The sequence below is a fragment of the Natronomonas sp. genome (assembly GCF_047616845.1).
GTDB lineage: Archaea > Halobacteriota > Halobacteria > Halobacteriales > Haloarculaceae > Natronomonas.
Genome location: NZ_JBLGBY010000042.1, coordinates 1 through 19,473, shown reverse-complemented (window position 1 = coordinate 19,473; position 19,473 = coordinate 1). Strand labels below are relative to the sequence as shown.

General features: G+C 61.7%; 18 protein-coding genes, 1 tRNA gene and 1 pseudogene. 10 read left to right on the top strand and 10 right to left on the bottom strand.

Features of this window, described 5'->3' with window-relative positions:
- On the top strand, window positions 1–111 hold a 111-nt coding region (locus tag ACI8UR_RS09185), incomplete at its 5' end, for a PhoU domain-containing protein (protein WP_415087790.1).
- Between the two features lie 270 nt (window positions 112–381).
- On the opposite strand, the gene ACI8UR_RS09180 is transcribed toward ACI8UR_RS09185, so the two are convergent.
- The 3 genes from ACI8UR_RS09180 to ACI8UR_RS09170 all read right to left on the bottom strand — a co-directional run bounded on the left by ACI8UR_RS09180 (window position 382) and on the right by ACI8UR_RS09170 (window position 4,528).
- The gene (locus ACI8UR_RS09180; RefSeq protein WP_411715589.1) at window positions 382–855 is read right to left on the bottom strand and encodes a hypothetical protein; all 474 of its coding nucleotides are present in this window, start codon (window positions 853–855) and stop codon (window positions 382–384) included.
- A gap of 307 nt (window positions 856–1,162) precedes the next feature.
- Window positions 1,163–3,385, bottom strand: a complete 2,223-nt coding sequence (locus ACI8UR_RS09175; protein WP_411715588.1) for a CDC48 family AAA ATPase — start codon at window positions 3,383–3,385, stop codon at window positions 1,163–1,165.
- 102 nt (window positions 3,386–3,487) lie between these two features.
- Window positions 3,488–4,528 carry a zinc-dependent alcohol dehydrogenase family protein gene (locus ACI8UR_RS09170; protein WP_411715587.1) on the bottom strand — a complete coding sequence of 347 codons (1,041 nt, stop codon included), beginning with the start codon at window positions 4,526–4,528 and terminating at the stop codon, window positions 3,488–3,490.
- A gap of 74 nt (window positions 4,529–4,602) precedes the next feature.
- On the opposite strand from ACI8UR_RS09170, the gene larC reads away from it, so the two are divergent.
- The gene (gene larC / locus ACI8UR_RS09165; protein ID WP_411716085.1) at window positions 4,603–5,916 is read left to right on the top strand and encodes a nickel pincer cofactor biosynthesis protein LarC; all 1,314 of its coding nucleotides are present in this window, start codon (window positions 4,603–4,605) and stop codon (window positions 5,914–5,916) included.
- A 3-nt stretch (window positions 5,917–5,919) separates the two neighbouring features.
- On the opposite strand, the gene ACI8UR_RS09160 is transcribed toward larC, so the two are convergent.
- Complete coding sequence (locus ACI8UR_RS09160) at window positions 5,920–6,645, bottom strand: hypothetical protein (RefSeq protein WP_411716086.1); 726 nt, start codon at window positions 6,643–6,645, stop codon at window positions 5,920–5,922.
- A gap of 100 nt (window positions 6,646–6,745) precedes the next feature.
- Here ACI8UR_RS09160 and radB point away from each other — a divergent pair, with 100 nt between their 5' ends.
- A complete protein-coding gene (gene radB / locus ACI8UR_RS09155; protein ID WP_411716087.1) occupies window positions 6,746–7,447 on the top strand; it encodes a DNA repair and recombination protein RadB in 702 nt (233 codons plus the stop codon).
- Between the two features lie 36 nt (window positions 7,448–7,483).
- On the opposite strand, the gene ACI8UR_RS09150 is transcribed toward radB, so the two are convergent.
- The 5 genes from ACI8UR_RS09150 to ACI8UR_RS09130 all read right to left on the bottom strand — a co-directional run bounded on the left by ACI8UR_RS09150 (window position 7,484) and on the right by ACI8UR_RS09130 (window position 13,349).
- Window positions 7,484–8,026, bottom strand: coding sequence for a hypothetical protein (locus ACI8UR_RS09150; RefSeq protein WP_415087789.1), 543 nt, complete (start codon window positions 8,024–8,026; stop codon window positions 7,484–7,486).
- Between the two features lie 297 nt (window positions 8,027–8,323).
- On the bottom strand, window positions 8,324–9,469 hold the full coding sequence (locus tag ACI8UR_RS09145) for a CBS domain-containing protein (RefSeq protein ID WP_411716089.1): 1,146 nt from the start codon (window positions 9,467–9,469) through the stop codon (window positions 8,324–8,326).
- Window positions 9,470–9,851: 382 nt separating this feature from the next.
- Window positions 9,852–11,318 (bottom strand): MATE family efflux transporter, encoded by a 1,467-nt coding sequence (locus ACI8UR_RS09140; RefSeq protein ID WP_415087788.1) that lies wholly within the window; start codon window positions 11,316–11,318, stop codon window positions 9,852–9,854.
- Window positions 11,315–11,893 carry a TetR/AcrR family transcriptional regulator gene (locus ACI8UR_RS09135; RefSeq protein ID WP_411715815.1) on the bottom strand — a complete coding sequence of 193 codons (579 nt, stop codon included), beginning with the start codon at window positions 11,891–11,893 and terminating at the stop codon, window positions 11,315–11,317. Before ACI8UR_RS09135 ends, ACI8UR_RS09140 begins: the two co-directional genes overlap by 4 nt.
- Before the next feature lie 505 nt (window positions 11,894–12,398).
- Window positions 12,399–13,349: an oxidoreductase gene (locus ACI8UR_RS09130; protein ID WP_411715816.1), complete on the bottom strand. Its 951-nt coding sequence runs from the start codon at window positions 13,347–13,349 to the stop codon at window positions 12,399–12,401.
- 147 nt (window positions 13,350–13,496) lie between these two features.
- On the opposite strand from ACI8UR_RS09130, the gene ACI8UR_RS09125 reads away from it, so the two are divergent.
- The 6 genes and pseudogenes from ACI8UR_RS09125 to ACI8UR_RS09100 all read left to right on the top strand — a co-directional run bounded on the left by ACI8UR_RS09125 (window position 13,497) and on the right by ACI8UR_RS09100 (window position 16,855).
- Window positions 13,497–13,634, top strand: a complete 138-nt coding sequence (locus tag ACI8UR_RS09125) for a hypothetical protein (RefSeq protein WP_411715817.1) — start codon at window positions 13,497–13,499, stop codon at window positions 13,632–13,634.
- 3 nt (window positions 13,635–13,637) lie between these two features.
- Window positions 13,638–14,129 carry a luciferase family protein gene (locus ACI8UR_RS09120; protein WP_411715818.1) on the top strand — a complete coding sequence of 164 codons (492 nt, stop codon included), beginning with the start codon at window positions 13,638–13,640 and terminating at the stop codon, window positions 14,127–14,129.
- An 83-nt stretch (window positions 14,130–14,212) separates the two neighbouring features.
- Entirely contained in the window at window positions 14,213–14,887 is a 675-nt protein-coding gene (locus ACI8UR_RS09115) for an MBL fold metallo-hydrolase (RefSeq protein ID WP_411715819.1), read from the top strand.
- A gap of 20 nt (window positions 14,888–14,907) precedes the next feature.
- Window positions 14,908–15,054, top strand: a pseudogene (locus tag ACI8UR_RS09110) (lycopene cyclase); the annotation flags it as partial.
- Window positions 15,055–15,180: 126 nt separating this feature from the next.
- Window positions 15,181–15,840 (top strand): hypothetical protein, encoded by a 660-nt coding sequence (locus ACI8UR_RS09105; protein ID WP_411715820.1) that lies wholly within the window; start codon window positions 15,181–15,183, stop codon window positions 15,838–15,840.
- A 91-nt stretch (window positions 15,841–15,931) separates the two neighbouring features.
- The gene (locus ACI8UR_RS09100) at window positions 15,932–16,855 is read left to right on the top strand and encodes an SDR family NAD(P)-dependent oxidoreductase (protein ID WP_411715821.1); all 924 of its coding nucleotides are present in this window, start codon (window positions 15,932–15,934) and stop codon (window positions 16,853–16,855) included.
- A 581-nt stretch (window positions 16,856–17,436) separates the two neighbouring features.
- On the opposite strand, the gene ACI8UR_RS09095 is transcribed toward ACI8UR_RS09100, so the two are convergent.
- Window positions 17,437–17,511 (bottom strand) — tRNA-Val (locus ACI8UR_RS09095).
- A gap of 316 nt (window positions 17,512–17,827) precedes the next feature.
- Between ACI8UR_RS09095 and ACI8UR_RS09090 the strand changes: the two genes are divergently transcribed.
- On the top strand, window positions 17,828–19,441 hold the full coding sequence (locus ACI8UR_RS09090; RefSeq protein ID WP_415087787.1) for a hypothetical protein: 1,614 nt from the start codon (window positions 17,828–17,830) through the stop codon (window positions 19,439–19,441).
- The last annotated feature ends 32 nt before the right edge of the window (window positions 19,442–19,473 follow it).

Sequence of the window (19,473 nt, the reverse complement as noted above, 5' to 3'; positions counted from 1 at the left end):
TCCCGGCTGCTTCTCACCATTCGCGATCTCGAACGCATGGGCGACCACGCGGTCAACATCGCCGCCCGGACGCTGTACATGACCGAAAACAGCGACGAACTCATTTACTAACTACCACTTTTTGCACACTCCGGCGGTTCGCCGTCGGCGAACACGCCTCCGTGGCAAAAACTTGGGGAAAATAGCTCCTCATTCCTGCCGCCTCGCTTCGCTCGTCGTTAGTCACTCGTCGTACCCGCGCTCGCTTCGCTCGCGCGGGGGGAACCGCCTCGGGGGCGACCTGACGGACGCCCCCGAGGCGGATGCTTCAAACTAGGTTTATTTCACCGACTACAGCGAGGAAAAGGCATACCATTCAGCTTGCAACTTGAATAGGGGCTGTTAACTTGCCCGTTCAAAAGTTATAGCAGTTTCCTTGTTTCCGATAGAGGTATCAAAGCACACCGTCCCTTCGATCGGTTTGGTTGTCTCTACTAGAGAACCATCGCCAAACATTTCGAAAACATCCGAATCCATCGACTCTAACCTTACTTTGTCGAAGTCTCCAACTCGAATCAATTGGTTCTGAGAACTTTTCGGTGCCAGTTTATTATGTAAATCAATCGTCTCATCACGAATAGATAATTTTGCATTAGGTATAGAAACTGGATCTCTGCCGTCGTTTTTGAGTTGAATAGTAAAATCGTACTCGGTGTACTTATCGAAATCTCTGTATTCGGCATCAGTAATTTCAACAATCTGTAGTGATGGCTTTTGATTCCGATAGTAACGAATCTGGTAACCTGCCAAAACGATAGTAGATATGAATGTTACGAGTGTTAGAATATCATTCCAAGAAGCACTTATCGGTGCCATACTACTTCTTAAATCCAGACTTGTAAATCAATACCGCTGGTGATTTCTGATTGAATGGTTTAGTGTACTGACCGATCCATAGATCACCTGTACCGACCGATCTATCCATTTCAGGTAGCATCCGCGAGGGAGCGTAGCGACCGAGCGGTTCGCGGCGACGAGGCCGAAGGCCGAGTCGCCGTAGCGCCCGACGACTACCGCGGCCCGAAGGGCCGCGACGGGAGGAGCGCGCGCATATTTTCCCCAAGTTTTTGCCACGGAGGCGTGTTCGCCGACGGCGAACCGCCGGAGTGTGCAAAAAGTGGGTTTATTGAAACCCGATCCGCCCGCCGCTCTGTCGGCGGCCGTCGGGGGCGCCACCGCGGAACTGGTTTTCGATCTGCTCGTAATACTCCTCGATGTCGTCGGTGATGGTGGGTCGCACCGAGTCGAGCGCCTGCCGGAAGTGCTGCATGGTGACGGCGTCGGCCTCGTCATCCTCCCGGAGCGCCTCGATGGCTGCCTCGCGGGCGATGGATTCGAGGTCGGAACCGACGTAGCCGTCAGTGATTTCTGCAATCTCTCGGAGGCTGACGTCCGGCCCGATGGGCGTGTCGCCGGTGTGGATACGGAGGATCTGTTCGCGACCCTCGACGTCCGGCTGGCCGATCATGACGAGGCGGTCGAAGCGGCCGCTCCGGATGAGCGCCGGGTCGATCATGTCCGGTCGGTTCGTCGCGCCGATGACCATCACGTCGTCCATATCTTCGAGGCCGTCCAGCTCTGTCAGGAGTTGGTTGACGACCCGCTCGGAGACGTTCGAGCCGGTTTCCCCGCCCCGGCCCGGAGCCAGCGAATCGAGCTCGTCGAAGAAGATGACGGTCGGCGCGACCTGTCGGGCCTTCCGGAACGTCTGCCGGATGGCCTTCTCGCTTTCGCCGACCCACTTCGAGAGCAACTGCGGACCGCGAACCGAGATGAAATTGGCGTTGGTCTCGTTTGCGACGGCCTTCGCCATGAGCGTCTTCCCGGTTCCGGGCGGCCCATACAGCAGGACGCCGGCCGGCGGGTCGATACCCATTCGGTCGAACTTCTCCGGGGAGTTCATCGGCCACTCGACGGCCTCTTTGACCTGGCCTTTCGCATCGTCCAGGCCGCCGACATCGTCCCACGAGATCTTCGGCAATTCGACGAGGACTTCCCGCATCGCCGAGGGGCTGACCTCGTTGAGCGCGCCGCGGAAGTCGCCCCGTTTGATTATCATCCGGTCGATGAGGCTCGGCGGGATGTCCTCCTCGTCGAGGTCGATCTCGGGGAGGTAGCGCCGCAGCGCCTTCATCGCGGCTTCCTTCGTCAGGCTCTCGATGTCGGCGCCGACGAAGCCGTGCGTCTCGTCGGCCATGTGGTCGAGGCTGACGTCGTCGGCCAGCGGCATCCCGCGGGTGTGAATCTGAAGAATTTCCTTGCGGCCGGTCTCGTCGGGGACGCCGATCTCGATTTCGCGGTCGAAGCGGCCGGGACGGCGGAGCGCGGGGTCGACCGAGTCGACGCGGTTCGTCGCCGCGATGACGATGACCTGGCCGCGGGATTCGAGGCCGTCCATCATCGTCAGCAGTTGGGCGACGACACGGCGTTCGACCTCGCCGGTGACGTCCTCACGCTTCGGCGCGATGGAGTCCAGTTCGTCGATGAAGATGATGGCCGGCGACTCCTCGCTTGCGTCCTCGAAGATCTCTCGGAGTTGCTGTTCGGATTCGCCGTAATACTTCGAGATGATTTCCGGGCCGGCGATGGAGAAGAAACTCGCCGACGTTTCGTTTGCGACGGCTTTCGCGAGCAGGGTCTTCCCGGTGCCCGGCGGGCCGTGCAACAGCACCCCCTGTGGCGGCTCGATGCCGAGTTTCTTGAAAATCTGGGGGTGTTTCATCGGCAACTCGACCATCTCGCGGACGCGCTGGATCTCGCTTTCGAGTCCGCCGATGTCCTCGTAGGTGATTCCCCCACCGGTCTTCTCGAAGCCCGAAATCGGCTCCTCGCGGAGTTCGACCTCGGTGTCCTCGGTGATGAGACAGACGCCGTCCGGCTCGGTTTCGACCGCGATGAGCGGGATGGCCTGGCCCGGCGACCGCATGAATGGGTGGTTCGTCGAGGACATGACGGGAACGATGTCGCGCTCGACGACCGGCCGCTTTAGAATCTGCCGTTTGACCATGCCAGCGGCGTCGGAGCCGAACTGGACGGACGCCTCCTCGGGCGGCGCGAGGACGAGCTTGTCGGCTTTCGTCGCCTCGGCCTTTCGAATCGTCACGCGCTCGCCGATGCCGACGTCGGCGTTCTGTCGCGTGAAGCCGTCGATTCGGACGGTGTCGGTGTTCCAGTCCTGTCGGTCTGCGCGCCACACCTTCGCCGCGGTAGTGTCGGCGCCCTCGATTTCGATAATGTCGCCCGGCGACAGCTTCAGGTGCAGAAGCGTGTCGGGATCGAGGCGCGCGATGCCACGGCCCGAGTCGTTCGGGTAGGCTTTCGCGACCTCTAGTTGAACCTCGTTCATCCTGATACGTAGACTCAGTTCGCGCCGGAGATATGCTTTTTGCTGCGTTCGGTTTCTGTGGCGGAATCCCACTCCGCGGCGAGTCGCCTGGTCAGCGCCCGGCTACGGCTTCACGAGTACCTTGATTGCGTCCCGCTCGTCCATCGCTCGGTAGCCCTCCGGCACGCCATCGAGGTCGACCTTCTTCGTGAAGATGGGCGAGGGATCGAGCGTCCCCTGCAACACGTCGGCCATCAACTCCTCGGCGTACGCCCGGACAGGGGCGATGCCGCCGCGCAACGCGATGTTCTCGCCGAACATCGAGTAGACGTCGAGGCCCTCCGCAGTGACGCCGTGGGGAACGCCGACGTAGCCGATGGTGCCGCCGGGGCGACACACCTCGATGGCCGTATCCATCGCCGACGCGGCCCCGACACACTCCATGACGTGATTCGCGCCGCCGTACGTGCGGCCGAGCGCGCGCTCGATGGCTTCCTCGCCGCGGGCCGATACCGTCTCGGTCGCGCCGAACTCCTCGGCGAGTTCGAGTCGGTCTTCGTGGTGCCCCATTGCGATGATGCGTTCGGCCCCGAGCCGTCGGGCCGCGAGCACGCCGCAGAGGCCGACGGCGCCGTCGCCGATAACGACGCAGGTGTCGCCCTTGCCGACGCCCGCGCTGACCGCGGCGTGGTGGCCCGTGCCCATCACGTCGGTCAGCGGGAGCAGCGACCGGAGCGTCTCCTCGTCGTCGGCGTGGCGGTCGGGCACGCGCACGAGCGTGCCATCCGCGTGCGGCGAGCGGACGTACTTGCCCTGTGCGCCGCCGTTGTCGCCGTTCCAGGAATCGCCGTTGACACAGGAGGTGTGCAGTCCCTTCCGGCAGAATTCACAGTACCCGCAACTGATGACGAACGGCGCGAAGACGCGGTCACCGGGTTCGACCGACCGCACGTCGTCGCCGACTGCCTCGACGATGCCCATCGGTTCGTGGCCGACGCGGGAGCCTTCCTCGCGGTCGCTCTGGCCGCGGTAGAACCACAAATCGGAGCCACAGACGGCAGTGTGGGTGACGCGAACGATGGCGTCGGTCGGCTCCTCGATTTCGGGTTTCGGAACGTCCTCGACGGTGATTTCTCCGGGGGCCTGATAGATTGCAGCGCGCATACCACGACGTCGTGCGGACGTCTGATAAAGAATACACCACACCACTTTTCGCCGCGCGCGACCGATTCGGGGGTATGCAAACGCTCGCTTTCGACGGCCGCACCGGCGCAAGCGGGGACATGATCCTCGGCGCGCTGCTTGCGGCCGGCGCCGATGCCGACCGCCTCTCCGTCGTCGAGGATACCCTCGATGTCGAATATCGGGTCGACACCGTGTTGAAAAACGGTATCCGGGCGACTTCGGTGGACGTACTCGTCGATGACGACCACGCGCACCAGCCTGCTGAAGACGGCCATTCCCATGGGCACCCCCATGACCACGGCGATGCCCACACTCATGACCACGGCGATGACCACGACCATACTCACGACCACAGCCACGACCACGCTGAGGGACAGGGCCCGAACCGAACCTACACCGAATGCCGCGACCTCGTGGCTGAGATGGGTCTTCCCGACGCGGTCGAGACGGACGCGAAGGCTGTATTTCGCATCCTCGGCGAAGCCGAAGCGCGGGTACACGGAACCGACCTCGAGGAGACACAGTTCCACGAAGTCGGCGCCGACGACGCAATTGCCGATATCGTTGGCGCGGCGCTGCTGTTCGACGACCTCGACCCTGACCGAGTCGTGACGACGCCCGTCTCGGCCGGCGGCGGCGAGGTGTCGATGAGCCACGGCCGCTATCCCGTCCCGACGCCCGCCGTGACGTACATCGCCGAGGAAGCCTCGTGGCATCTCGAAGGCGGGCCGCTGGAGACGGAACTGCTGACGCCGACCGGTGCCGCCATCCTCGCACACTTCGCCGAGGGCGTCGATTCCTTGCCACCGATGACGCTCGACGCCTCGGGCTACGGCGCCGGCACGAAATCCTTCGCGGAGTATCCGAACGTCCTGCGTGCGATGGTCGGCGAAGCGACGGGACAGCTCCGCCGCGACGATATCCGCGTGCTGGAGACGAACCTCGATGATGCGACGCCGGAGGTGCTGGGTAGCCTTCAGGAGCGGCTCGTGGAGGCTGGCGCGCGCGACGTGACGATTCTGCCGGCGACGATGAAGAAATCCCGCCCCGGGCATCTGGTGAAGGTCATCGTCCGACCCGAGGACGCACAGGCAGTCGCTCGGCGCCTCGCCGAGGAGACGGGCACCCTCGGCATCCGAGAGGCCGCTGCCGGTCACCGTTGGATCGCCGACCGCTCCTTCGAGACGGTCGACCTCAACCTCGACGGTGAGACGTTCGAGGTGACGGTCAAAATCGCCGCGGACGACGCTGGCGAGGTGTACGATGTCAGTGCCGAGTACGACGACGCAGTCCAGGTCGCCAGCCTCACCGATACGTCGGTTCGCGATATCATCCGGCGCGCCGAGGCTGCATACCGGAACGAGTAGCGCTCAGGATTCCCGGCGGTGTTTCGCCAGCGCTTCGTCCATCGTCAGTTCGCCGAGTGCGACCCGGCGAGCCAGTTCCTCGTTGATGCTTCGGTCGTTGTCGCTTTCCCGCCGAGAGCGGTTCTTGATGAGCTGGATTTCACCCGGAGACGGTTCGATATCGCGCTCTTCGATGCGTTCGCCCTCCAGACGGGCGATGTTGACCGCGGCGAGGACGTCACCCATGCCGCGGGCGCCGGTGCCGAGATACGGCGTCGTGCCGGTCTCATCGATCAGTTCGACCGGCGCCTCCTTGATGGCCTCGATGATTTTCGCGCCCTGGAGGCGTGCGCCGTCGCCGACACGGACGAGTGGGTCGCCGGCATCCTCGATTTCTCGTGCAATGACGCTCGCTGCCTTCTCGGCCGGCACCTGGAACGCGGCGACGACGGTGTCGCCGTTCAGGAGTGCGATACCGGGGCGGTCACCGGGGTCGACGCCGACGATGGTGCGGCCGCCCTCGCCCCGGAGGACGGCGACGGCTTCATCGACGGCACGGCGCGGGGCTTCGGGGTCGGCGCGGATGGTCTGTATCGCCGGGTGTTCGTCCTCCGGGCCGACGATAGCGACGCGGGCGTCCGCCGGCAGTTCGTCGTCGGGCTCGATGGTGGTGAACCGGACGCCACGGTCGCGGAGCTCGTCGACGACCCCGTGGTACACCTCGAAATCCGCCGTGGCGACGACTATCACGGTTCGGAGGTTCGTGGCTTGCGGTCTTAAGCCCGATGCCGACTTCCATCGGCCGCCGGAACTGCGGAGGTTTATAACCGAACACGGCAAACCGGATTGTGTGAGCGAGCCGATTCCGACGGGATGTGAGACGGTCGACGAGCTGTTAGGCGGTGGCTTCGAGCGCGAGGCGGTCACCCAACTGTACGGCCCGCCAGCCGCTGGCAAGACCAACCTCGCGCTGTCGGCGGCCATCGAGGTCGCCGCTGCCGGCGGGACGGCACTGTACATCGACACCGAAGGGCTCTCCATCGACCGCTTCGAGCAGCTCGCGATCGCCAAAGCCGACGGCGACGATATCGATGACATCGCCTCTCGCGTCATCATCACCGACGCCCTGAATTTCGCCGAACAGCAGGAGGCAGTTCGTGACGCCGCTGACCTCGCAGAGCGGGCTGACCTCATCGTCCTCGACAGCGCGACCGGCTTCTACCGTCTCGAACGCGATGACGACGACGCCGGGGAGACGCTTCGGACGGTCGCAAAGCAGGTGACGCACCTGCTATCCCTGGCGCGCCGCCATGACCTCGCGGTCGTCATCACGAATCAGGTGTATGCAGACCCCGAATCCGACTCCTCGCGGCCGCGGCCGCTGGGCGGTCACACCCTGACCCACTGGTCGGGCGTGGTCGTCCGCATCGAGCGCTTCCGCGCCGGGAACCGTCGCGCGACGCTCGAAAAACATCGGTCGAAAGCGGCCGGTGGGACGGCTCGATTCCGCATCACCGAAACGGGGCTGGAAGGCGTCGAAGAGACCGTCTGAGGTCGACGCGGGCGGTGTGTTCACCGACCAGATGAGCTAAGAGCTAACCCGGCATTGGAACTCCTCAAGTATCGAGTCGTCGAGCTTGATACATTCCCCGGCGGTGTTGAGTTTCCCCGATACAGTCACCTGTCCCTCTGCGTAGGTGACCGCCACAGTATATGTCACTTCCTTTATTGGTTGGCCCTCTTCGACGACCTCTCCGTTCTCATCGATGAGTCGGAGGTCGACGAACACCGTTACGGCTGCTGACCTTTCTTCACCTTCCGCAGGCTCGAACGAGGAGGCGTCCAGCGGGCCGCCGTTCTTCTGGAGCATCGGGTAGGGGTCGAAATCGAATTCGACTTGCCCATCCGAGGTAGCATTGTCGGGACTCTGATTGCTCCATTCGATGACGGTTCCGTTACTCTGTGGCCCTTCGGCCCGGAACTGTAACTCCACCTCACTAATCGCGGGGTAGTCACTCCACGCGACAGTCATCGTCGGAGCAATGGTCAATCGTTGGAGTTGCCCATCGACCGTATCGACGGTCACGTCTTCGGCAGTGAGGCCTTCGACCGCGAGCGCTGGCTGTGACATGTAATAATACGCGCCACCTGCACCTGCCCCAAGCCCGATTCCGATCGAGCTACCGATTTTCAACAGTCGACGCCGATCCATCTCACCGAATCCATCACTCATGCGAATCGTCTATAATATCGACGGATAAGTAGTTCGCCTTAATGTATTGGATTTCCGTGTTCGCTCGAGAAGCGACCTCATTCTCGCCACTGGTTTATGGGTGAGAGCGGACGACGACGCAGGCATTCCGCGATGAGCGACCCCCCGTCATCACGGATGGCACGATATGTCTCGACCGGGAAGAAAAAGCGGGTTCTACAGTTCGCCGAGTTTCCGGAGCACCTGTCCCTCGTACTCCTCGTCGGCGCGGACACCCTTCAGTTCGAGCACGTTTCGCTCCAGCTTGTCGAGGGCGACGTGGAAGGCGGTTTCGGCGCCGTAGCCTTCACCCGTGCCGGGCACCTGCCCGCGGTTCGTCCGGAGCCGAATCTGACAGAGGATGAGCGGCGTTCCACGAAGCTTCTCTTTGTGCTCGTGGAACCGGACGTGGGCGTGCTGTACCTGCATGTCCTGGTACTTGTCCGTCACCTTGGTGATGGCCTCGACGATGCCTTCCCGGGTGATGGTGTCGATGAGCTTGATGTTCGTGATCTGGACGTCCATGCTCTCCTCTTCGGTGTAGGTGAGCGCGCGAAGGACATCCGTCTTCGTGAGGATGCCGGCGATGAGCGTGTCGTCGCCCGACGGCGACACGACGAGGCCGGCGTAGTCGTTCTCGAACATCTGCTCGACGGCCTCCTCGACCGTGTCGTCGTGGTCGATGGTTTCGACGGGGCTGTTCATCAGGTCGTATACCGGCAGATCGAGCATCCGGTCTGTGTCGCCCGAGCGGTCGCCGGTGTGTTGTCGCTCCATCGTCCGGATGGCGAAGTCGGCGATGTCGTGGGTCGTCACCATTCCCGTCAGTCGGCCGCTTTCGTTGACGACGGGCAGCCGCGAGACGCCGTGCTCGCGGAGGTAGTTGATGGCCTTTCCGAGGCTGTCGTCCTCGGTGATTGTGACGACCTCGTCGGTGTAGATTTGGTCGACGGTGAGCACATCGAGATTGTCGAGCACCGCCTCGAGGATGGCGTCCTCGGAGACGATGCCCCACAGCTCGCCCCCCTCGAAGACGGGGGCGACCTTGGTGTTGCCCTCGACGAGCATCCGAGCGACGTCGCGAACGTCGTCCGTCCGCTCGACCCGCGGGATGTTCCGGCGCACCATCACCTGCACCTTGGCGTCGTCCTCGACGTGTGACTGGAGCAGTTGTCGCTCGCCGAGAATACCGACGTACTCGTCGTCTTCGGTCACGATGGTGCCTTTCGGGTTCTCGCGCTCGAAGATGGAACGAACCTTCCCGAGTCGCTCGTCGATATCCACCTGGATGTACTCCTCGGTGGCGATATCTGCAATGTTCATCTCTCCGTGAAAGTTCACTGCGGTGGTTCTTCAAACTATTCCCCAGCCAAACCCACAGTCCGTAGTGAGTGGCGGATGTGTCGGCTTGCTCTCCGGCCTACTCGCTCGCTTCTCTCGTCCGTGAGACCGGAGCCTCCGGTTCGAATATGCTGACCTCCGTCGAGCCACCTCTCGACACATGACGACTAACGAGGTCGACCTCGACGCAATCCGTGAGCAGGCAAAACGCTGCATCGACACTCACCTTGTCGCGACGGACAGAGCCGGTGAACCGACTGGCTGACAGACATATTTATTTAAAATATCAGACAGCCCCACCGATGCATAGTCGGCGGAGAGGCAAGGCAACGTGAGAACAGTTTTCCTCCACAACACAGATCAGCTAGTCATCACCCGTCGAGGCGTCCACGTCTTCTCGCTCAAGCCCGCCCGATTGGACGGGCTCGCGAACGTCTCCGTCCCGCCAGCTGCCTCGTCGAAACCACAGCCACGCGATGACTGCACCGACAACGTTTGAGACAAAGAATGCGAACCAGATGCCGCGTGCATCGGGCTGAGCGAGAAACCAGATATCGACCGGAACAACCCCTCGGGAAGCAACATACGCGATGGGGAGTCGGATTCCTGCGAGCGTAAGAATCGAAATGGCAGCCGCTATGAGCGTCTTGCCCGCACCACGGAATCCGCCGGTGAATGCCCGCATGATCCCGATGAAACCGAACGAGAGGGAGACATATCGCAAGAACTCCGTGCCGGTTTCTAATACTGCCGGATCATCGGTAAACACCGAGACGATAGGTTCCGGGACGAAGAAGATGAGGACGCCTGCGAGTGCTAAAATGGCAAAGAGGCCCTTTGCAGCCACATAATTCGCCTGTTCTGCTCGGTCATACTTTCCGGCACCGATGTTCTGGCCGCTCATCGTTTCCACGCCGCGCGCGACAGCGATTGCCGGGAGGAAGATGACCGAGAAGACACGAGTACCAATACCGAACGCCGCGACGACCGATGTCGAGAACAATCCGACGACGAGCAGCAGGAGGTTAATCGAGAGTGCACGGCCTGTGCCCTCGATACTCGCCGGCACGCCGATCTCCAAGAGCTTTCTGAGATAGCCGAAATCCGGTTTCATATCGGAGATGTTGATCTGAATGCCACGGGTTCCGGATTCCATGATCACCAGCCCGACCACCATAGCGATGCTTCGTGAGAACACCGTTGCGATGGCCGCCCCTTCGATGCCGAGTTGGGGGAAGGCTATCGGCCCGATTGCCCAGCCGTTGATGAGGAAGGGGTCGAGGATGACGTTGAGGACGACCGTCCCGAACATCACGAGCATCGGCGTGATGGTGTCTCCGGCACCGCGCATCAGCGCAATGAAGACGAAAAAGCCGAACATGAACGGTAGTCCGAGTGCGATGACCTGCATGTAGGCCGTCGCCCCGGGGAGAACGGCCGGCGATGCACCCAGGAACTCAAGCAGCGGCCCGACGAGTGGATAGCCAATCGCTCCCAGCAGGGCCGATCCGAGGAACGCGAATGTAACAGTCTGAGAGGCTGCATATTCGGCCTTGGCGGGTTCGCCTGCGCCAGTATGCTGCGCAACGAGAACACTCCCAGCGACCGACAAGCCCAGTCCTAATGAGATGAGCAGAAACACCATCGGGAACGCAAACGAGATCGCTGCCAGTGCTTCCGTGGAGTACCGCCCGAGCCAAAACGTGTCCGCGAGGTTATAGGCGGTTTGCAGTAGATTCGTGATGACGATGGGGAGCGAGAGGTAAAACAGCGGCTTGATGATTCCGCCATCAGTTAGGTCGAGTTCCTCCTGCCCTTTGAAGAAAGTCACGCCATCACCTCTGGTGTCCAGCCGAGCTGCAATTCGAGATACTCTTCGACTGCATCTCGGGTCTTCTCCTGGGTTTCACCGAGCGAGACTTCGCGGCTATGCCCGCCATTTATCATGGTAACGACAGACCGTGCGACGGTATCCGGATCGGCATCGTCGAAATAGTTCCCGTCGATTCCGTTTCGAACAGCTTCAGCAACAATGTCTCGCATATGACGGTCTACTTCGAGGAACCGCTCGCGATACCCCTCGTGATACGGTGCCTGTGCTTTGAGTTCCAGAAGGGCGATTGGAAAGTCACCGCTGTCTTCAGGAGCGAACACCTTGTGCAGGAACGTTTCTAGTCGTTCGCGTGGATCGTTTGCGGTGCAGGCAAACCGCTGCTCGAACCGTTCAATCAAATAATCCAGAAACGCGATGAGGAGCTCCTCCTTCGTATCGAAGTGGTAGTGAATCGCGGCAGTCGAGAGTGATGACTCGTCAGCGATTCGCTGAACCGTCATGTCGGCATAGCCGTGCTCGCAAAGGGCCTGATACGTCGCCTCCATGATTTCAGTTGGCGTCTCAGCATTCATTCCCAACTGGGTTTACTAACTAGTTAGTTAACTATGTTACGCTTGTCGATCCATCAGGGAAACCAGAACTGCCGACCGAACCGTTTCGTCTCAAATATCTGGTAGCCAATCTATCGGCATGGAACTCGCCGACGGCGTACACTCGTTGCCGCTTTCGATATCGGTTGATGAGAGAACGATGCGGCTCAATCCGGTCGCCGTGGAGACGCCCCGCGGCCCACTATTGCTTGACGTCGGGATGCCTAAGACGGATTGTCGTACCAAATGCCCGGCGAGCGGCCGGTTCGGGTCGGCACTCGTCGGGAACCGACTACAACAATCCGTATGAATCACTGCCGGGCCGAACGCCGTTGGACGCTAGCCCGATCCGGAATGCCATCGGCCACGAACGGCACTCCCAGAGGGCGAGGAGCACGCCAAGCCACACGGGCAGGCGGAAACGCGCGAGGGGAGCGACCGGATTCGTCACGAATCGGGTGGGAGACGGGAACGGATGTGACGACGCTCACGACTCGGCCGACGGCAGGTCAAACGATATCGCTGTGAGTTCTTCGGAGACCATCCACAGTCGACGCGACCGCTCGGTGTCGTACGAAATGTCGCTCGAACGCTGTTTCTCGGGCGCACCGCGCATCCCCATGAATCCGCCAGGGCCGACGTAATCGCCGCCGTCGATGTCGGTCGCCGTGGCAGCGTACAGCATCGGTAACGCGCCCTGCTCGGATGACTGTGCGACGACAGTGTTGGCTATCCGCATCGCCCACAGCCGAAGCGTCGACCCCTCCATCTCCGGCCCTCGCCGCTGGAGATTCGTCGCGGCGTAGCCGGGGTGACAGGCGACGCTCGTGACGCTCGCGTTCGCCACCCGGAGCCGCCGGTCAAGCTCGTAGGCGAACAGGACGTTGGCGAGTTTACTCTGGGCGTAGGCGTCCCACTTGTCGTACGTCTCCTCGTGGTGGATGTCGTCGAAGTCGATATCACCGCGCTCGTGGACGCCACTGCTCTGAGTGACGACACGCGTCTCGCCCGGCGTCTCTTCCAGCCGGTCGAGCAACAGCCCCGTCAGCACGAAGTGACCGAGGTGGTTGACCCCGAACTGCATCTCGAATCCATCGGCGGTTTCCCGACGCGGGATGGCCATGACGCCGGCGTTGTTACAGAGGACGTGCAGTTCCGACTGCTCCCGCTCGAACGCGTCGACGAACGAGCGCACCGACGAGAGGTCAGCCAGGTCGAGTTCCATAACTTCGAGGGACGCGCCGTCGACGGCCTCGCGAATCTCGTCACGCGCGGTGTGCGCGCTGTCGAGACTACGACATGCCATGACGACGTGGGCCCCCTCACGGGCAAACGCTTTCGTGGCCTCGTAGCCCAACCCGCTGTTCGCACCTGTTACGATAATTGTCCGTCCGGACTGATCCGGCATATCCTCGTGGTTCCAGGAGTCTCCTGCCATCGCTACTAACTAACTGGCCAGTCAGGTAATCCTTTGCCTGTCGGAACTGGATGGAACCGGAGCCATCAGGTATCCGGCTCACACGGTCGAGTGGGAACCTCATTATATAGTCCAGGACAACAATAGGTGACAATATGCACGTAGAAGATGACCACCGACCACCCGGAGAAGTGCCAGACGCAGATGACGACGCTTCCGACGAATCCGCTGCCGCTCGGCTCGCCGCCAGTTATTCTCGAGGTCGGCGGGAGCGAGCGGCTCTTTGTGGTCGACGGTGGGGTGTAACTCATGCGTGACGACATCAGCAATGGAATCGATGGCGGTCTCCCCCGTCGGCAGGGTTCGCCTCCAGAGACGACGGACACGAACCCTCACTCACAGCTGACGCAGAATCCCGACCAGCGAACGTACGAGGCTCTCGCTGACCAACTCTTCACCCTCCCAGACGCAAGCGAACGGCCGAGTCGCATCTCGGTTCCCGGGGCCCGTGCCCTCGTGCTCGATGAGAATATCGACCCGGGCCCGCAGGAGGCATTCATGACCGGTCGAGAGTTCTGTCACCTCCACCCGCCGACGGACGGAAGCCTCCACATGGCACTTCCGACGGACGTGGCGGATACGGCAGTTCAGCGAGGCTGGGCCGAACCCCATCCGATGGCCGAACGGGGCGTCGTCCCTGCGACGGTCGTGATGGTCTACGCCCCCAGGGATGCCGACGAGCGTGCGGTCGTCTTCGCACTCGTCCGCGAATCGTACCGGTACGCAGGTGGACGCGAGTAACGGGGCCGCTACTCATCACTAGGGGTGCGATAGCGTACTGTCGGAACACCAGCGTTCATGCTCCTACGAGGTGTAGCCCCGATATGGCGACTGAACTAATCGACGGTGTATGGCAGTTCGAGTTGCGCGGCGTCAATGCGTATCTCGTCGATGACGACGTGCCGACGCTCGTTGATGCCGGCACACCGTGGGACGAGGAGACACTCCGAGCAGGGCTCGACGAGGCTGGCGTCGCGGTGAGTGATATCGGCCGGGTGTTGCTGACTCACTATGACCTCGACCACGTCGGAACGCTCGCAGCGTTGGCGCCCGAGCTGGATGCTCCGATCTACGCAGGCCAATTCGATGCCGACATTCTAGCGAACCGGCGGTCACCGCCGGTGACCAATCACAAAGGCGCGTTCCAACGGCTCGCGGGGCTCGCTGTGACCCATCCCTCGCTTGCGATCGAGCCCATCGACGATGGCGAAGCGATCGGCACGTTCACCGCCTATCACACGCCCGGTCACACGCCTGGCCACGTCGCATATGTTAGTGCTGAGTTGGGGGTCGGCCTCCTCGGCGATCTGGTGTCCGAGTCCGAAGGCGCGCTTGAGGCCTCGGGGTGGGCGTTGAGCTACGACACCGGAGACGTCCGAGAGAGTATCATCAGTCTGTCGGAGCGATCATCGCCGTTCGGTGTCGCGTGTATCGGCCACGGGACTCCGATCACGACTGACGGCAGCGATGTCCTCGAGACGCTCGCTCGGCAAATCTGAGTTGATCCGTTGCGCTCGTACGGATCACGCTCGAAGTCGGCGTGTTCGACATCCCCCTCCGAACAGGCATCGACATCGCCGGCGTCCCCCTCGAAGAGCACATCTTCATGTTCGTCGTGCCCTCGATGGTCATCGGCACCGCGGAGGTGCTGGAGGAACGCAACTAATAGCATCGAGAAAATCCGGGTTGAAACGGCTATATTTATGCGCTATATTTAAAGAACCGGCTATATAACGAGTAACTCCTTTGTTTATATGCTCTCATTCCACGCTGTCGCATGACTCCGAAACATATGGTTCGAACTCTCGTAACGTTCACGATAGCCCTCTCGGTTGCCCTGCTGTTCACGGCACCCGTCGCCGCGGGCTCACTGGGTGACGCTGTCGACGTTGGTGACAGCGTCGACGTGGGTGATAGTGTTGATGTCCCGGATTCGGACGTTGGTGACAGCGTCGACGTTCCCGACTCCGATGTCGGCGATACTGTCCCGGATTCGGACGTTGGTGATAGCGTCGACGTTCCCGACTCCGATGTCGGCGATACTGTCCCGGATTCGGACGTTGGTGACAGCGTCGACGTTCCCGACTCCGATGTCGGTGATGTTCCCGACGCTGATGCCGGTGACGGTGATGCCTCCGTCGGCGCCAGTGCTGGCGGCGACCAGGGTGAGGCGTCCGGTGCCGTCAATGTCAGCGCCTCCCAGGACGGCGTCGACGTCTCCGCCTCCGGCGACGGCTCGGCAAACGACCAGAGTGCCGCCGGTAGCGTCGATTGCTCTGTCGCACCGGAACTGCCGGAGAATCCACAAAACGTCTGTTCGGTTGAGTCGCCCGGCGATACGTCTCCCGTACCGACGCCCGAAGTCCCGCCAAGCGGCGCCCCCGAACTGCCCGCTCCGTCGCTCCCATCCGCTGACCTTCCGTCCACCAACACTCCGTCGCTGCTTGCGTAATCCATTTCTTCGTATTTTTGCCGTTCGAACTAGTTAAGAAAAAGGAACGCGATGCGCAGCACACAACAACACCCGACCCGAACGGCTGCGTATGCTCGAAAACGAGAAAGCTCCGAAAGTGAAAGCCGACGTCGAAGACGTCGATATGTCTGGCAAGAACGTACTGGTGACGGGCTCGACCAGCGGGCTCGGCCGCGAGGCGGCGCTCGCGATGGGGCGACTCGGTGCCGATGTCATCGTCCACGGTCGCAAGCAGGCGGCCGGCGAGGAGACTGTCGCCGCACTGGAGGAGGTCGGCTCGGATGCGCAGTTCATCTCCGCCGACTTCGCCGTGGTTGATGAGGTATCGGCGCTCGCCGAAAGCGTCGCGGATGCCGTCGACGAACTCGACGTACTCTGTAACAACGCTGGCGGGCTGTTCGAAGCCAATGAAACGACTGAACTCGGCGTCGAAAAGACCTTCCACATCAATCATCTCTCACCGTATCAGTTGACGGCGGAGCTGTTGCCGACGCTCGGCTCCGGTGCTCGCGTCGTCACGACGTCATCCATCGGCCACCGCATCGCGACGCTGAACCTCGATAACCTCGCGGAGGTGACTGGCCTCTCCGATTGGGCCGCCTACTGCCGTTCGAAACTGGCCAATCTCCAGTTCTCCAACGAGCTCGCGCGTCGCTTCGTCGCGACCGGCCGCGACGTCACCGCGAACTCCCTGCACCCTGGCATCATCCCTGGTAGTGAGTTCTCCCGGGCACTTCCCGGCCCGGCCCAGCAGATCGGCAAGTTCATCGGCGAGTTCCCGATGACTGATTCCGTCGAAGACGGCGCGGCGACCATCGTGTATCTCGCTGCCTCCGAGGATGTCAAGGGTATCACCGGGGAGTATTTCGCGCGGTGCAAGGAACGGCGACCCGCCCCTCAGGCGACGGATATCGATGCCCAGCGTGAACTCTGGGGGCGGAGCGCCGAACTGCTGGACATCGAGGAACCGCTGGCAGACGCTGTCGAGTTGTAGACGCGTATTAGAAAGCATTGACATCCTCCTCCGCGTTCACGCGGGGGACTCCCGAGCGGTGGGAGTTTCAGGTTCGTAGTCCAGTCACCGGACGACCAGTCTTTTTGGGCGCGGGGAGTCCCACAGCGTCGGACTGGTGGACTGCTGGCGGTGCCAAGCCGCCGGCACCCCTATCTTTGCCCGTGTACGGCGTCCCGGTGTTGTTTGTGCCACGGGGACGCCAGCAGGTGTCAGCAGAGTCGGGGGTATCGTGATGCTCGCTTTCAGCAGTCGGCACGCGACCACACTCTTCTGGAATGTGGTGTTCACCGACTGGTCTTTCGGATACTGCCTCGTTACGCGGGCGGACAGGCCGCCTCCGGAGGACGGTTCGGAATCCGCTCCGTTCCGACCGATTCGTCCTCTCTGGTAAGGCGGCCTGTCACTTAAACATCACTGTGGGACACTCGGGGCAGGCGTTTGAACGGTGGGCTGTTTCACGGAGTGACGGCGCGTATCCACGCCGTGAACAGCGTGGTATTGCGCCTGTTCCGCCTATAAACTGCCGGCGCTCGTCGAATAGGGAAGCGTGAGAAGCGTAGTGGGTTCGGGCAGATTTGAACTGCCGGCCTCCTCCATGTCAAGGAGGTGTCATAACCAGCCTAGACCACGAACCCTCGCTGGCATCTGTCTGCATCCAATCGTAACTCGGTGATGCAATTGAACCTTTCGGAATAGCCCCCGACTGTCATCCATCAACGCACTTGGGCATCATTCCGGACTGGGTTCGGTTTGCCGTTCATCGGTGACATCGCATCCCGACGAACTGGGAGTCATCATCACCGCAAACCTGTGTGACAACGGAACAGACCGAAACCTCCGATATTCGGGGATAGCGGTGGTATTGTCTGGATACTGCTAACTAATTATAAAAAGGCCCGTATATGCTGGGCACAAGGGTGATGCCAGTAAGTGGACAAAGACTGCGTAGAGATGAGAGAATCGAGTATAGCGAGAGCAACACTGACCTGCTTCGTCGCCATCATGATGGTCGTTGGCTTCACTGCCGCGCCCGTCGCAGCGGCTGACGATGGGGTCTCTATCGAAGATGATGGTATCAGCATCGGCGTGGGCGGCGACGACGGTATCTCGGTTGGTGCCGGCAGCGACGACGGTGTCTCAGTGGATGCCGGCGGCGACGACGGGGTTTCCGTTGGTGCCGGCGACGACGGTGTCTCAGTGGATGCCGGCGGCGACGACGATGTCTCCGTTGACGCCCCCGGTGTCTCGGTGGATGCCGGCACGGATACGGGCGCAGTTGAAAACGATTCGGAGACGCCGGTCAACTACAGCGACATTCCGCTTGAGGAGCTTCCGGTCGACCTCTGTCGCGACGTGCTTGGTGACGTACAGGAGACCGTGCCGTTGGGGCAATTGCCAGGGCTCGGCGACCTGCCGTCGGCGCTCCAGCCGCCGGGTGTGCCGACCGACCTCTTAACGCCTGAAGCGGTTGTGGGGATCGTGTTCGGTGCGGTGCCGAACCAGTGTGAGGTGCAGGATCCATACGATCCGTCGGTTGACCCGACTGACCCGCCGCGCGATCCGGGTGTAGATGTCACCGTTGCTCGGGCCGGTCAGTACCGCGACGGAGCAGTCGCGCTGGTGTACTACGACGTGACGCTGAACGAATCCGGCGAGGGCCCAGGCGTTTCCGGGAAGATCGGAACATTGGCCACTTCGAGTGCCGGTGACGTTGATCTGACGCTCACCGTCAACGATGGTGAGAAGGATTACACGGTCGACCCGCGCGTCCGCTACTGGGACGATGGGACGGCCTATATCGAGACCAACATTGGCCTGCTGGGCAGCCGACTCGGCGTTGTCGTCGAGTGTAACGGTCAGGAGTGCCAGCCTGGCACGCGCGGCCTCCCGCAGTTGGTCGAACTGCCGGCCATTCCGGCACCGACGAGCCAGGATGACAGTGGCAGTGACAACGGTCAGACGTTCCCGAGCGAGCTTTGTACGGACGTTGGTGAGCTGGTGATGAACAACGTGCCGTTGGGGCAGGTGCCATGGTTCGACGCCCTGCCGTCGTCGCTCCAGCCGCCGGGTGTGCCGACCGATCTCATAACGCCTGAATCGGTCGCAGCGATCGCGTTCGGTGCGGTGCCGAACCAGTGTGAGGTGCAGGATCCGAACGATCCGTCGGTTGACCCGACTGACCCGCCGCGCGATCCGGGTGTAGATGTCACCGTTGCTCGGGCCGGTCAGTACCGCGACGGAGCAGTCGCGCTGGTGTACTACGACGTGACGCTGAACGAATCCGGCGAGGGCCCAGGCGTTTCCGGGAAGATCGGAACATTGGCCACTTCGAGTGCCGGTGACGTTGATCTGACGCTCACCGTCAACGATGGTGAGAAGGATTACACGGTCGACCCGCGCGTCCGCTACTGGGACGATGGGACGGCCTATATCGAGACCAATATTGGCCTGCTGGGCAGCCGACTCGGCATTGTCGTCGAGTGTAACGGTCAGGAGTGCCAGCCCGGCACGCGCGGCCTCCCGCAGTTGGTCGAACTGCCGGCTATTCCGGCACCGACTGGCTGAAGCGAATAACGACTCCCGATTCTCCCGCTTTT

Bases quoted from the DNA above. Each gene is read 5' to 3' on its own strand.
- ACI8UR_RS09180 (WP_411715589.1), bottom strand. From the start codon at position 855: ATGGCACCGATAAGTGCTTCTTGGAATGATATTCTAACACTCGTAACA.
- ACI8UR_RS09175 (WP_411715588.1), bottom strand. From the start codon at position 3,385: ATGAACGAGGTTCAACTAGAGGTCGCGAAAGCCTACCCGAACGACTCG.
- ACI8UR_RS09170 (WP_411715587.1), bottom strand. From the start codon at position 4,528: ATGCGCGCTGCAATCTATCAGGCCCCCGGAGAAATCACCGTCGAGGAC.
- larC (WP_411716085.1), top strand. From the start codon at position 4,603: ATGCAAACGCTCGCTTTCGACGGCCGCACCGGCGCAAGCGGGGACATG.
- ACI8UR_RS09150 (WP_415087789.1), bottom strand. From the start codon at position 8,026: ATGTCACAGCCAGCGCTCGCGGTCGAAGGCCTCACTGCCGAAGACGTG.
- ACI8UR_RS09145 (WP_411716089.1), bottom strand. From the start codon at position 9,469: ATGAACATTGCAGATATCGCCACCGAGGAGTACATCCAGGTGGATATC.
- ACI8UR_RS09135 (WP_411715815.1), bottom strand. From the start codon at position 11,893: ATGAATGCTGAGACGCCAACTGAAATCATGGAGGCGACGTATCAGGCC.
- ACI8UR_RS09130 (WP_411715816.1), bottom strand. From the start codon at position 13,349: ATGGCAGGAGACTCCTGGAACCACGAGGATATGCCGGATCAGTCCGGA.
- ACI8UR_RS09125 (WP_411715817.1), top strand. From the start codon at position 13,497: ATGACCACCGACCACCCGGAGAAGTGCCAGACGCAGATGACGACGCTT.
- ACI8UR_RS09120 (WP_411715818.1), top strand. From the start codon at position 13,638: ATGCGTGACGACATCAGCAATGGAATCGATGGCGGTCTCCCCCGTCGG.
- ACI8UR_RS09115 (WP_411715819.1), top strand. From the start codon at position 14,213: ATGGCGACTGAACTAATCGACGGTGTATGGCAGTTCGAGTTGCGCGGC.
- ACI8UR_RS09105 (WP_411715820.1), top strand. From the start codon at position 15,181: ATGGTTCGAACTCTCGTAACGTTCACGATAGCCCTCTCGGTTGCCCTG.
- ACI8UR_RS09100 (WP_411715821.1), top strand. From the start codon at position 15,932: ATGCTCGAAAACGAGAAAGCTCCGAAAGTGAAAGCCGACGTCGAAGAC.
- ACI8UR_RS09090 (WP_415087787.1), top strand. From the start codon at position 17,828: ATGAGAGAATCGAGTATAGCGAGAGCAACACTGACCTGCTTCGTCGCC.